Consider the following 14,480-nt stretch of genomic DNA (forward strand, 5'->3'; position numbering starts at 1 on the left):
ATTGCCGCCCCCTCCCGGCCAGGAAGACCCGCCATGAAGAATCCCGGCCTCCGCATCGCCGCCCGCCTGTCGCTGTCCGCCGGCGCCCGCGCCGACGCGCCGCCCTTGTACCAGGACCAGGCGAAGCAGATCGTCGTCGAGCAGTGACAACCGCGAGCGCCGGCCCATGATGCCGGCCCGCAATGGAGACAGCCATGACCCCAGACGCATCGACCGCAGCCACGGCGCGGCTTGCCGTGCATTCGGTGGACGAGTTCGTGTTCAGCGTTCCCGACCTGGAAGCCGCGCGGCAGTTCTATGCGAGCTTCGGCCTGGACGTGCGCGACGAGGACGGCGGACTGGCGCTGTACGCCTTCGGCCATCCGCAGCGCTGGGGCCGCATCCGGCAGGCAGCGGGACGCAAGCGGCTGTTGTGGCTCAGCCTGGGCATCCACGCGGGGGACGCGCCGCGCTTCGCCGAACGCCTGGATCAGCAGGGCATCGCGCGCATCACCGCGCCCGCCGGCGCGGACGATGGCGGCATCTGGATCTCCGGTCCCGACGGCCTGCCGCTACAGCTGCGCGCCGCGCCCAAGTCCTCGCCGTCGGCGCCGGCGCCGCAGACCCCGCCACAGCCCTGCGCCAATGCCGGCCGCGCCCCCGCCCGCAGCCGCGCGCCGCGCGTTCAGCCGCTGTACCTGTCGCACATCCTGCTGTTCAGCGCCGATGTGGCGCGGGCCACGCGCTTCTATGTGGACGTGCTCGGCCTGCGCGTGTCGGACACGTCCGGCGACGTGATCGCCTTTCTGCACAGCCCGCATGGCAGCGACCATCACCTGATCGCGCTGGCCAAGTCCGGCGGCCTGGGCCTGCACCACACCAGCTGGTGCGTGGCCTCGCTGGATGACGTGGGCCTGGGCATGGAACAGATGAGCGCGGCGGGCCATGGCGAGGGCTGGGGCGTCGGCCGCCACGTGCTGGGCTCCAACTACTTCCGCTACGTGCGCGACCCCTGGGGCAGCTACGCCGAGTATTCCTACGACATCGATTTCGTCGCGCCCGGCGCGCCATGGCCCGCGACCGACCATCCGCCCGAGGACGCGCTGTACGTCTGGGGGCCTGCCCTGCCCCCGGACTTCATCACGAACCACGAACAGGACGGCTGAGCGGCGGATGTCCTACGCCGACAGGCAACGAGGCTGGCGGGACCCCGCGCCCGCCCGCAGCGCCTGCGGCGCCCCCAGCGTCTGGCGCGCGCGCCGCACCTCGCCCATGACGCTGTCCACGGTGATGCCGTAGCGCAGCGCCACTTCGCGCGGCGACAGGTCTTCCACGCTGCGGGCCAGCAGGATGGCCTGGCGGCGGCTGGGCAGGGCCTGCAGGGCGCGCATGCAGGACAGCAGCTCCGAGCGCGCCTCGGCCACCTGCGCCGGACCCGGCGCGTCGTCGGCCAGCAGGCCGGCGTCATCGCCGTCCTGGCCGACTTCGCGCCAGCCCTGGCGCAGGCCGTCCACGGCCAGGTTGCAGGCCATGCGGAACACGTAGGCGCCCGGATTGCGCACCTCGGCCGCCTGGCTGGTGGCCAGGCGCAGCCAGACATCGTGCAGGCTGTCGCCGGCCAGGTCCTCGCTGCCCAGGTAGGCCACCAGCCGGCAACGCAGGTCGTCATAGTGGCTGGCGATGAAACGCTGCAGCGCCGTCGGCTCGCCCGCGCCGGCGGCGCCCGCCCGGATTTCCGCCGGGCGGGCCTCGGTGATGGCGGCCATGGTCACGGCTGCCAGTTGCGCCGCTCGGCCGGCGTCAGCGCGGCCTGCTGCACCGGCGTCAGCGGGCCGTCGCCGACCATTTGGAACACGCTGTCGGCCCGATAGATCGGCGCCTGCTTGCCGGCGTCGACGCTGGGGCTGGCCGGCGCGCGGCCGGCCGGCAGCTGCTCGTCGCCATAGCCCAGGATCTGCACCGAGATGATCGACGGCAGATTCTGGCGCGAGGCGGCGCGGTCGCGCTGCATCACGTCCTGCGCCGCCGCCGTGGCCGTGGAGGCCGCCGCGCTGGCGCTGGACAGGGCGCCGGTGTTGACCGAGGCGGTCACCGGGATGCCCTTGCTCTCGCCCTGCACCTGGATGTTGGCCGCGTTCACCACGTGCAGCGCCGCGATGTTGACGTTGCCCGACACCCGGATGCCGGCCTCGCCGGCGTCGATGGTGCCCAGCGGCGCGATCAGGTCCACGTCGCCCGCCGGCACCTCGGGAATCGGCGCCAGCGTGCCGATGCCGGCGCCGGTGGACGGCACGGTGGGCGACAGCGTCACGTTGCCGAAGGCGTCGTAGACGCGGCGCGGCGGCGTGTACAGCACCGTGGTCTTGGCGCCGCGCCCGGCGTTGATGTCGCCGTTCGCGGACCAGGCCTGGATGTGGCCGCCGAAGGTGGTCATGATGCGGCTCTGGCCCAGCAGCACGCTGCCCTGCGCATAGAGCTGGATGTTGCCCTGGCCCTGCGTCACCACGCCAGCGCTGGCCGGCGGGGCCACGCCTTCCACGCCCAGCACCTGCTGGCCGCCCGGCGTCAGCAGCTGGATGTTGCCGCCGAAACTGCTGCGCAGTCCCGCGCCGCCGTACATCGTGAAGCTGCCCTCGTAGCGGATCGGACCTCCGGCGGCATCGCTCTCGGGGAACAGCGCCGCGATGGCGCGGCGTCCGCGCAGGTAGCTGCCGAAGCGCTGGCCGCCTTCCTCGTTGTACTCGCGGCCGCCTTCCTTCAGCTCGGCGAAGAACAGCTGGCGCGCGTAGATGCCGCGCTCCGCCGGCGCCAGCGCCGCGAAGGCCGCGGCCGCGCCGTCCTGGCCGCCCTCGTAGCCATGCTGCTTGCGCAGCCAGTTCACCAGGTGCAGCTCGCTTTCCTGGCGATAGTCCTGCGACAGATCACGGCGCTTGCGCGAGGCGTCGGCGGCGGCCTGGGCGTCCACCTTCGCCTGCTGCCGCGCCAGCTCGCCCTGCGCGCCCTGCTCGTCGCCCTGATAGCCGAAGTGCAGGCGCAGCCAGTTCGCCAGCGTCATTTCGCCGCCGTAGGACCGCACCACGCGATCCGGATTCGCGCCCAGCGTTTCGCCGGCGGCCAGCGCGCGGGTCGGATCCAGATAGCGCGCCAGCAGGCCCGCGTAGTCCGGTCCCGCCGCGCCCACGCCGGCCAGCACAGCGATGTCCGCGCCAAGCCGGTTATCGCCGCGCACGATGGCGCCCAGGCTGCGCACGCTGGCCGCGTCGTCCTGGCGCACCTGGCGCGCCGCCTGCATCAGCAGCGTGCCGGGGCCCGCCACCTGCGCATTGGCGTAGATGATGTCGCGGCCGGCCTCGATCAGCGACAGGTCGCGCGCATTGTTGTGCAGCGCGGTGACATCCAGGCGCATGATGTCGCGGCCCGCCCGCACCGATACCGGCACGGCGGCCTCGTACCAGGTGTCCGTGCTGCGGCCGGTATTGCTCATGTCGACCACCGCGCCGCTCTTCAGGCCGAGGATGTCGCCCGTGACCGCGTAGAACCTGGCGACGGTGTCATCGCCCGCGTGCAGCGCGCGGTTCGTGGGCGAAGCCGGCCCGAAGACGAACAGCGGCTTGTTGTACCCCAGCGACCCAGGCTGCACGCCATCCTTGCTGGTATTGGTCAGGATGGGATTGCCGTTCGAGACCTCGAAGGCGCTGAAGGCCGGACGCCAGGGCGTGGGCAGCGGCGCATCGGCCGCCGACATCGACACGGCATGGGCGCCATTGGCCAGGATGGAGCGGCCCGCCAGCATCTCGAGCTGGCCGCCCGCCGACGGCGCCAGCAACAGCACCGGGTTGTCGTAGCCCGCGGCATTGTCGGCCAACACGATGTTGCCGCCGGCCGCCACGGCGCGCACGATGGACGGATACACGAAATAGCGTCGGCCGTCCGCCGACACCCGCGTGACATCGGAGGACAGTTCTTCTCCCAGGAACCGGCTGTTGCTGACGGTCATCGGGGTGAGGTTGCCGCCGGCCGAGAACAGATTGATCGCGGTGGACGGCGTCCACAGCGTGAACCAGCCGTTGCCGCCGCCGACGACCGGATCCGCCGCGCCGATCATCTGGTAGGGACTGGAATTGACCTGCGTGACGCGGCCGGGGTCGCTGACGCCGCCCAGCACCAGGTCGGCGCGCGTGTCGATCCAGGCCACGGCGTCGCCCAGCACCAGGCGCGGCCCGCCCATGACCCGGCCCCCGGCCACGGCATACGGATCCGGAGCGCGCAATCCCGAGCCGTCGCCGTAGCGCAGGTCCATGCCGCCCATCTGTCCGGCCGACAGGCTGATCCGGCCGCGCAGGTTGCCAAGCACGCCGTTCAGATCCAGGTTGTCGGACCCGCCCGTATGCGACGGCCCGATCGCCTGCAGCTGGGTGGCGCTCAGCGTGGGATTGAGGCTGCCACCGACGCGCAGATCCAGATCGCCGCCGCCGGTCAGCACCAGGTTGCCATCCAGCAGGCGGCCGGTGCTGGCGACCACCGCGGTCAGCCCTTGCGAGCGCGCCGCCATGCCGTTGACATAGAGCGCCGCGTCGCCGCGCGCGTCGCGCACGCCCGCGTCGCGGCCGGCGGCGATGCTGACGTTGCCGCCGCCCAGCGTGCCGAAGCCGGTGAAACCCACCACCCTCGGTTCCTTGTAGCCGGCGCCGTAGGGGGAATCGACCGTGTAGGCGCCGAAATTGATCCACCAGCTGGGCGCGATATCGGCCACGCCCGGCGTGCCGATGCTGCCCTGGCGCCACAGCCAGGCGCCGGTCATCGTGCTGGAATAGCGCGCCAGGCTGCTGGTCCAGTCGACCTCGACGCCGCTGTTGGCCGCGGCTCCCATGGCATCGCCGTATACGTCGCGCGCGGCATCGACCAGCAGGTTGCCGCCGTGGTCGGGATACCAGGCCCGGTAAGACGCCAGGGCGGCGTCGTACTTGCCGTCCAGCTGCATCAGGCCCAGCACGCCGGTCTTGCCGTCATAGCCGCGCGCCAGGTTGAAGCGCGCGTCGGCCGCGCCCAGCGAGGTGGGCGTGCCGGCGGTGTACACGCCGTACAGCGAAGCCATGCCCACGTCGCGCCCGGCCAGCAGCGACAGGTCGCCGGCGCCGGTGCGCAGCACGCTGAACAAGGGCGAGCCGAAGACGTACTTGTAGGTGCGGGTGATGATGGTTTCCGAGGTGCCGCCGCCCTCGCAGTGGGCGGCGTTGGCGCAGATGGCCTCCTCGGTCTTGTTGAGCGCGGCGGCCATTTCCTGCACCGTCTTGCCGACCCAGCTGGCGTTGCCCGCCCACTGCTGCGATCCGGCGGCCGTCACCCTGCGCGGTTCCGGTTCGCAATAGGCGCCCCAGGAACACATCGTTTCCCAGTCCAGCTGCCATTCGTCGGCGATCGGCTTGATCGGCTTGCCAGCCAGCGAGGGATCTCCGATCAGTTCCTCGGCCCCCAGCGGCGTCAGCACCATCACGCCGACAAAGATGGTCTTGGAGGTCTCGGTTCCCCGGCCCGCCAGGCCATAGTGCGTGTCGGACATCACCAGATCGCCCTTGCTCAGGACGTTGCGCGTGCGCACGTCGGCCGAGCCCAGGTCGGCGCCGGCCACCGCGGTCAGCGTCCAGGCGCTGGCGCCCGCGCCCAGCATGGGCGCCAGCGCCCAGTTGCGGCCCTGCTTGCCGTCCGGCCCCTTGGACCGCAGGTCCACCGGCTTGCCGCCCAGCAGCACCAGCTTGGTCTGCGACGGGATCAGCGAGCCCTGCGCCAGCGTGATCTGCGCACTGGCCTTCAAGTCGGCCGGCAGCGGCACGCCCTTGGGCCAGGTGAAGGCGCGCACGGCGGCCTCGCCGCGCAGGACGAAACCGGCGCCCAGTTGCGCGCCCGGCGCGAGCTTGAGCTCGCCGGCCAGCACGGTGCCGGCGCGCAGCACGTGGCCGTCGGCGGCCGTGACGTCGCCGGTCAGCACCAGCCCGGCCGGCAGCGACAGGGCCGCGTCCAGCGTCATCGCCACGGGCAGCACGGTGCCGGCGGGCAGCGTGACGGGCGCGACCGGCAGGTCGTAGTTCAGCTTGCTGCCGGTGGGGAACATCGTGCCGGCCTCCAGCTTGACACCGCCGATCGGCACCACCAGGTCGCCGCCAAAAGCCGTGATGCCCTGCGAGCCGAGACGGCCCTGGACCAGCTGCCAGCCGGCGTCGTCCGGCGACTCCGGCGGCGGCCCGAAGCCGTCGTTGATGCTGCCGTAGATATTCAGGTTGCCGCCGGCGCGCAGCACCAGCACGCCGGGTTCGCCATAGCCGCGCCGCGCGGGCGTGAGGCGGTCGGCGCCCGGGCCGTAGCGGTAGTTGGACAGGTCGATGTCGCCGGACACGGTCAGGTCGCCGTCCGGCGTGGCGCTGACGACTTCCACGCCAGGACGCAGCTTGTACGCGCCCAGGCCGGCCAGGCGCGCGGCCACCGCCGGGTTGGCCAGCGCGGCGTTCATGTAGGCCTGGTTCTCGCCGTCGATGCCGTCCAGATAGCCTTGCGTGATTTCCTGCGGGCGCTTGCCGGTGACGTCCGGCGCGGCGGCCAGCGGCGCGTCGTCGTAGCGGCGGAAGGCGTTCACCGCCACCGTCTTGGCGCCCTGGATCAGCGGAGTGCCCGCGACCGACACGGCCACGTCGCTGGCGCCGTTGCCCGAGCCGGCGATCGCGCCGCGCTCGGCGCCGCCGCCCAGGCGGCGCGCGTTCAGGTCCAGCGTGCCGCGAGCCACGCCGTCGTTGTTCTGCGCGCCGACGCCGGCGCGCAGGTCCACCTGGGCGCCGGCGCCCAGCGACAGCGTGCCGGTGCGCGAGGTCAGGTCGACGATGGCGCGGTTGGCGCTGTCGATGATCTTGCCGTAGCTGTCCACGCGCAGCGTGGTCGAATGCGCGTCGAGCGCGCCGTTGATGACCAGGTCGCCCATGGCCGCCAGGCGGATGCTGCCGACCTGCGGACCGCTGGCGTCGATGCGACCGTTGACGGTGAGGCTGCCGCCGTCGACCACCAGCTCGACGTTGCGGGCCCGCAGCTCGTCGCCGACCGTCAGGTCGCCGCGCTTGATCTGGAAGCGGCGCGCGCCGAAGAATCCGCCTTCGGTCAGGCGGGCGTTCAGCTCGCCGAAGTCGGCCAGCGCCTGCGCGCGCAGCACGGCTTCGCCACCTTCATACGGCACCAGCGTGCCGCCCGCGTCATAGCGGCCGGAGGCCGTGGCGCGCAAGGTGCCGCCCAGGTCGATGCGGCCCGCCGAGACGCCCAGCGCGATGGCCTGCACGCGGCCGGCGCGGTTGTTGCGCGCCGACACGTCGATGAGCGCGCCCTTGGCCTGCGTGATATCGCCAGCCATGCTCTGCAATTCCAGGTCGCCGCCCCAGCTGTAGCGCAGCTGGTCGAACAGACGCACCTCGCGGCCGGCCAGGTCGATGCGCGAACCCGCGCCCAGCGCGATGTTGTCGTCGGCCTTGATCGACAGCTTGCCCGAAGGCAGCGCCACCGTCGTGTCGAGCGAAACGCTGCGGCCGGCCAGGTTGATGGTAGCGCCCAGCGCGTCGCGCGCGGCCGCGGCCGCGCCGGTGCCGGCGACGGACAGCGCGCCGCCGGCCTTGACCGTCATCACCGAACCGGCCTCGCCGGTCAGGAGCGGCGTGCGGATCAGCAGGTCGCCGCCGCGATAGCGCCAGCCGTCCTGTGCGTTGTAGCCGTCCTGTTCGTGATAGACCGACAGCCCGCCCCGGGCCCGACCCGCGATCATCTTGGCGGCGTCCAGGGTCACGGAGGAAAAGCCCAGCAGCAGGCGCTCGGCCGTCACCAGATCGTTCGGCAGCTGATACGGCGAGGACTCCAGCCGGATCGTGTCGGCCACGACGTTCAGCTTGCCGTGCCCGAGCTGGTCCAGCATGGCGCCGCCGGGCGCCTGCGGCTTGGTGGCGCCGACATTGATGCCGTTGCGGTCCGCGGCGATCGCGCCCGCCCAGATGAATTCGCCGGCGGCGATGGTGGCCGTGTCGCCCGCCGCGCCGTAGCCGTAGATGGCCGGCGCGCCCAGCACCAGCCGCTGCAGCGAGCGTCCGCCCGCGCCGCGCGCGTCCAGCGCCACCGCGCCGTACACGTTGATCGATTCGTTCGCGTTCAGGATCAGGCTCTCGAGCGCCGGCGCGCCCAGCGCCGTATTGCCACGCAGCAGCGTGGCCAGCACGTCCTGGTTCATCTCCAGGCCCGGCGGCAGGTGGCCCGCCGCGCCGGCCTGCTGCAAGGCCTGGGCGCTGCCCAGGTTGACGGCCGATACGCTCAGCGCCAGGTTGCGCGTGCCGTACTGCACCGTGTCGCGCCAGGTGAAGCCGCCGCTGGTGGCCGCGCCGATGGACCCTTCGGACAGCAGCAGGGACGCGCCGCCGCAGGCCGCGACGCAGCCGCCCACGTCGATGGCGGTGCCGGCGCCGCCCTTGGGCGCCATCAGGTTCACCAGCCCGTTCGATACGGCCAGCAAGGCGCCCGAGGTCAGCGCGTAGTACGTGCCCGTGCGCGCGTCCAGCGCCGCCGCGCCGCGCCCGAGCGTGGACAGCGTCGCGCCCTGCTCGACCACGATGCCGCGCCCGCCGGAGGCCGCGTACAGGAAAATCTCGGGTGCCGACAGCACGGCGCCGCTGCGCACCAGCAGTTGCGTGTTCTTGGCGTACACGTCCATCTGGCCCGAGTCGTACACGCCCCGGCCCGGCGTGCCGCCCAGGAACATCGCGCCGGCGGACAGCGCGTTCAGATCAGAGGCCTGGATCGCCGCGGCCTTGGGCCCGAGGATGGGCGCCTGTCCCGCCGCCAGGATCTCAAGCCCCTGGGCCGGCCCGTTGACGACCAGGCTGCCTGCGTATCCGCCGCTGTCCTTCGGCACGCCGAAGCGCGCCAGGCCCTTGAACGACAGCGCCGGCTGCCGGCCCATGCCCGCGCCCTCGTCCAGGGTCAGCTGCAGCGCGCGGGCGTCGACGGTCATCAGGCCGCGCTGGGTGCCCTTGCGCGCCGCGTCCGCCAGGAGGAAGGCGTTGTAGGAGGTCTCGTTGTATTGCGCATGGCGCCGCAGCACGTCGCCCGGCGTGAACAGCAGGCTGGTCGGCAGCGCCGCCCGCTGCGCGGTGCCGGCCGTGCCCAGCCAGCCGCTGCCGACCCAGGAACCGCCGCGCGTGCGCGCCACGGCGGACGCGTCATAGGCGCCCTGCGCGCCCAGCTCGACGCGGAACGCGCCCGGCAACAGCGCATAGGTCGAGGGCAACAGCGTATAGGTGCCGGCCGGCAGGCCCGGCACGCCGGCGCCGATGGTCACCTGCCGGCCCACCGCCGGACTGCCCGCGCCCGCGTCGGCCGCGATCGGCGCCTGGTTGCCGGCAAAGCCCGGCACGATGGCATAGACGGCGTTGCCCGAACGACTGAAGCCGAATCCCGGATTGGCGTCGGCCATGGCGTAGCGCAGCACGTCCACCGAGCCGCCGCGTCCGCGCACGAAGGCGCCGCCGCTCAGTTCGCCGCCGCCGGACACATCCAGCACGGCGCCCTCGGCCACCTCGACCGCCTTGCCCTGGATCTCGATCTTGCGGCCGTCGTAGCCGGAGGAACCGGTGGCGTCCGGCTTCACCTCGTTGCCGGCGTAGAGGTACTTCACCCCATCCACGGTGCCGCCATAGGGCATGAGCAGCCCCGCGCCGCTGACGGAGGTCAGGCTGCCCGGCAGGAACCGTACCGTGCCCGGCGCCTGCGGGTTGCTTTCGAAGACGATGCTGCCCAGCGGCGCGCGCAGCACGCCGCCCTGTTCGATCAGCGGCGCCATGAACGTCAGCCCGCCGAACGCGGCATACGGCACCGCGGGCAGATCGCCGGAGGCGCGCCGGATCGTCAGGACCGCCTTGGGGTTGTAGCTGTAAATGTCTCCCTGCGGCCCCTTTGCCACGTACTCGCCCGCGGCGATGATGCCGCCGCCCCGGGTGGTCGGGTAGATCTGCGCGGCGCTCAGCGTCATGCGGTCGGGCGCCGCCAGCTTGGTGCGGATGCTGCGGTCGACAAAGCCCGGGCTGCCCATGCGCAGGTCGCCCTGGACGTCGAAGCGCACGTCGTCAAAGCCGATCAGGTCGCGCAGGCCGCGCACATCCACCAGATTCGCCGACACGTTCAGCCGGTTGCCGTTGTGGAAGTACTTCAGCGGCTCGGGTCCGAGTTGCACGAAGAAATCGGCGCCCTGCAGCCCCACATAGCGCGACTGATTGAACAGCAGGTAGGGCGCGCGCAGGTCCACCACGCTGGCCGCCGGCGCGTCCGCGCGCAGCGTCAGCACCCCCGACAGGCGCAGGCTCTGGCGCATGGCCAGCGTCACGTTGCCGTCGGCGAACACGCTGGCATCGAGCGCCAGGTTGTCGAAGCCGCCCGCCTCGACGCGGTCCACGCCCAGGCGGCCCGTGCCGTAGACCAGCTCGGCGCTGGCCTGGCCCGGCCGCAGGCCGGCGGCCAGCCGGCTCTCGCCCTGGCGCTGCGTCAGCACCAGCCGGCGCTCCTGCAGCACCGCCTGTTCCGGCGACAGGTTGCGCTGGTAGAAGGCACCGCCGAACGCAATGCCCAACGTGCCGCCGGCCGCCTGCGCCGAACCGGCCGCCGCGCGCAGCGCGCCGTCCAGGTGCAGGCTGTTGGCCGAGGCCAGCACGATGCTGCCGCCGTCCGAGCCGACCAGCGTCGCGCCGCGTCCCGGCAGGTCCAGCACGGCCTGCGTGCCGGACGCGTCCAGCAGCGAGCCGGGACGCAGGATGACGTGGCGGTCGATGGGACGGGTGCGCGTATCGACATCGGCCTCCCAGTTCAGCGTGCCGCCGATCTCGATGGCGCCGCCGGCCTGCACCGTGCCATAGCGCCGACCCCTGGCGTCGGTCGCCACATGGCTGCGGCCGGCGGTGTCCAGCACCGCCTGCTCGCCGATCCAGACCGAACGGGGATTGGCCTTGGGCACATAGGGCTGCTCGCCCTGGCGCGGCTCCTGGATGGAAATGCGGCCGCCCCAGGCATCGAGCCGGCCCAGCACGGTGATCTGGTCCGCGCCACGGATCTGGATCGAGCGGCCGGGATCGACGCTGACGCGCGCGCCCTCGCCCACCACGATGGGGCCGCCTTGCGCGGCCCGGTCCGAGTACAGCGCCAGGTCGGCGCCGGCGCGTTGCGTCAGCGTGCCGCGCAGCGCGTCCTCGGTGTACAGCGCCGGCGTCCAGCGCGTCAGGACGTCGGCGGGAGGGGCGCCCGATCCGGGCGCCTGCGCGGCGCCGCCTTCCAGCCGCAGCACCGGCATGAGCACGTCGATCCGTGCGCCGTCCGCGACGGTCAGGCCCTTGTAGCCGTTGATCTCGTATTTGCCGAAGCCGGTGCTGAACAACGACGGGTCCAGCCGCAGCGTGGTGGCGTCCTGTGCATCCACGGGGCCGCCCAGCACGATCTTGCCGCCGCTGGCCACGGACAGCGTGCCGCCGCCCGTGACGCCGTAGCCGCGCACCTCGCCCGCGAAGGACAGCAGGCCGCCGTTGGAAGGAATCTGGCCCAGCACATGCGAGGCCAGCGTCACGTTGCCGCCCTTGCCGCCTTGCAGCTTGCCATCGGACAACAGCGAGGCGCCGGCGGTCACGTCCAGCACGCTGCCCGCGTCCACGGCCACGTCACCGGTGCCGCGCAGCGCGATGCGGCCGCCGTCGCGCACCGGCAGGCCGGCCAGGCCGTCGGCGTCCCGCAGCAGATTGGCCCAGACGCCGCGCGCGTCCAGCATCACGCCGCCCGCGACGTGCAGCCGCGCCTGCTGGTTGGCGGCCGGGGCCAGCGCCGAGTCCTCGAGCCGCACGGCCAGGAACGACGGTTGATACAGCACGTTGCCGGCCTGGATCAGGCCGCCACGGCTGGTCAGATTGGCCTTGATGTCCACATCCGGCGCATACAGCGTGATTTCGCCGCCATCGGCGCCGCGCAAGGCCGCATCGACGGTGATGGAACGTCCGGCCGCGACGCGCAGCCGGCCCAGCGAGAAGCCGTTGAGCTGGTTCGCGTCCAGGAACAGCTTGCCCTTGTTTTCCTGCGGCAAGGCGGCGCCCAGGTCCAGGCCGTCGGCCACCCGCTCGCGCCCCGCGCCCAGCACCACTTCGGCCACCGTGTCGCCGGTGGCGCCCAGCTGGGAATAGATCTGGCGCGAGGCCGTGTCGTAGTAGCGCACATCGTTGCCGACCACCAGGCCGGCGCGGCGCGCGGCGGCGCGCTGCGACTGGCTGTAGCCGTCCAGCCCGGACTGCGGCGCGCGGTCCTGGCGCGTGCCCTGGTAGGTGTCGCCGACCAGATCGCCTTCCAGCACGGCGCTGCGGGTCGAGATGAGCAGCGTGCCGGCGTCGCGGCCGACCGTGTAGCCGTCCTCGTAGCGGGTGCGCGGCGCCAGCAGCGGGTTGTAGAAGCGGCGCGTGGCCTTTTCGCCCCAGCGCGCGGAACGCTGTTCGTAGCCTTGGTAGACGCCGGTGTAGAGCACGTCGCCCGGAGCCTTGTCGGCCACGTACAGGCGACCGTCCGCGCCGCGCAGCCAGGTCTGCTGCAAGGTGCCGGCGCGCACGTCCAGCGTGCCGCCCGACAGGTTGATGCTGGAGCCCTTCTGCGTCACCACCTCGGCGCCCTCGAAGCGCACCTGGCCGCCCTGCGCCAGCCAGTGGCTGACCGGCACGCCCATGGTGCCCAGGTAGCCGCCGACTTCCAGCAGGCCGCCGCCGCTGTACCAGCGGTCGCCGTCATAACCGCCGCTGCCGCTGGCGACGCGGATCAGCTCGCGCCGGTCCAGCCAGATATCGCCGTTGTTGAGCTTGCCGCTGTCGCGGTTCATCGGCGCGTCGCGCTGCTCGTTGCCCTGGACGTTGATCTTGAGATTGTTCGATTCCATCGACACGGCCACGCCGATGGCGCCGCTCACGTCGATCTGCGCGCCGTCGCGCACCAGCGTGCGCTTGCCGGCCTTGACCCCGACCTGCCCGCCGGTCGCCAGCGTCAGCGAATCGCCCTGGAAGTCGACCGTGCCGCCGCTCTCCACCTGCACCAGCGACAGGTCGCGGCGGTACGGGTCGGTCTGCCCCAGCGTCTGGCCGGTGGCCAGGCTGGCGGGCATCAGGGCGTCGCGCTGCCCGTCCAGCGCGGTGGCGCCGTCCAGGTCCACCAGGATGGCGGTGGTCGAGCCGGAACGCAGCGTCACCGCGCCGTCGGCGCCGACGCCGTTCAGATGGATGGTGCCGCGCGCGTCCACCGAAGTGGTCGAGGCCAGCACGCCGGCCTGCTCGACCTGGCGCGCGGCCAGCGTGATGTCGCCCAGCGGCGACAGGATCAGGCCGCTATTGCGCACCGTGCCTACACCCGAGGCCGTCACTTCATTGCCGCGCGTGGTCGAGGCGACGTTGCCCTCGGTGCCCTGGCCGCGCTTGATCACGAAATTGTCGCCGGCCGCCAGCGCCGCCTGGCCCTTGGGCGTGGTGATGGTGCCGGCATTGTCGACCTCGCGGCCCAGCAGCAGGACGTAGCCGCCGGACTGGGTCACGGTCGAAGGACGGCTGGTCTCGATGACCGCGCCCGGACGCAGCTCGATCTTGCCCAGCGCATCGGTGAAACCGGGCGTCTTGCCGTCCGCGCTGTACAGGCCGTTGTTCTGGAACTGCTCGTCGCTGAGGCGCGTGGCCGCGGCCACCAGGTTGCGCACGTTCACCTGCGCGCCGCCGTCGAACACCACGCCGTTGCGGTTGACGATCATCACCGTGCCGTCGGCCTTGATCTGGCCTTGGATCTGCGAGGGGCGCGCCTTCGGATCGTTGACGCGGTTCAGCACCGCCCAGTTCGGATCCTGGCGGAATTGCACCGTGGTGTTGCGGCCGACGTTGAAGGTCTCCCAGTTCAGGATGGCCTTCTCGCCGGTCTGCTCGATGGCGACGTTGACGCGGCCGTTGGCGGCGGTCTGCACCGGCGCCCTGGCGTTGCGCCAGCCGGCGGTCAGGGGATTGGCGTCCACCTTGAGACCGCCCTCCGCCAGGCCGTCCGGCGCCGCGCCGCCCGTGGCCGGCGCGGCGTCGCGGGCCGCGCGCTGGGCCGCCTGCTGCGCGGCGATCGACGCGGCGGTGCGCCCCAGGTTGCCCACCGAGCGTTGCAGCTGCTCGCGCGCGGCCTGCGACTGGCGCGCGCCGTCCGGCAGCCCCAGCGCCGGTTGCCCGTTGGGCAGGCGGCCCGTGACCGCCGTGTTGGCCTGCGCCGCGCCCTTGGCCGCGAACCAGCCGCTGCTGAACGCGGCGGGCTGGGCATGGGCGGCGCCCGCGCCGACGAGCGCGAGCGAGGCCAGCGCGGTCGCCAGCGGCGTGCGGCGCGGCGCCAGCCGGCCCTTGAGGCTGGCGGCGGAGCGGTTGCGGATGCGGGAGGGAGTGCGGATGTGGCCGGGCATGGAAACG

3 protein-coding genes are annotated in these 14,480 nt (G+C 72.6%); 1 reads left to right on the plus strand and 2 read right to left on the minus strand.

The window, feature by feature from the left end; translation table 11 throughout:
• Positions 1 to 194: 194 nt before the first annotated feature.
• Positions 195 to 1,145, plus strand: coding sequence for a VOC family protein (locus C2U31_RS30095; protein ID WP_199770921.1), 951 nt, complete (start codon positions 195 to 197; stop codon positions 1,143 to 1,145).
• A 12-nt stretch (positions 1,146 to 1,157) separates the two neighbouring features.
• Here the strand turns inward: C2U31_RS30095 and C2U31_RS30100 are convergent, their stop codons facing one another.
• Positions 1,158 to 1,745 carry an RNA polymerase sigma factor gene (locus tag C2U31_RS30100; protein WP_103276148.1) on the minus strand — a complete coding sequence of 196 codons (588 nt, stop codon included), beginning with the start codon at positions 1,743 to 1,745 and terminating at the stop codon, positions 1,158 to 1,160.
• 2 nt (positions 1,746 to 1,747) lie between these two features.
• Positions 1,748 to 14,473, minus strand: coding sequence for a filamentous haemagglutinin family protein (locus C2U31_RS30105; RefSeq protein WP_103276149.1), 12,726 nt, complete (start codon positions 14,471 to 14,473; stop codon positions 1,748 to 1,750).
• Positions 14,474 to 14,480 lie beyond the last annotated feature (7 nt).

The sequence above is a fragment of the Achromobacter sp. AONIH1 genome (assembly GCF_002902905.1).
Lineage (GTDB): Bacteria > Pseudomonadota > Gammaproteobacteria > Burkholderiales > Burkholderiaceae_B > Achromobacter.

Coding starts and splice junctions, on each gene's coding strand:
- C2U31_RS30105 (WP_103276149.1), bottom strand. CDS start 14,473: ATGCCCGGCCACATCCGCACTCCCTCCCGCATCCGCAACCGCTCCGCC.
- C2U31_RS30100 (WP_103276148.1), bottom strand. CDS start 1,745: ATGGCCGCCATCACCGAGGCCCGCCCGGCGGAAATCCGGGCGGGCGCC.
- C2U31_RS30095 (WP_199770921.1), top strand. CDS start 195: ATGACCCCAGACGCATCGACCGCAGCCACGGCGCGGCTTGCCGTGCAT.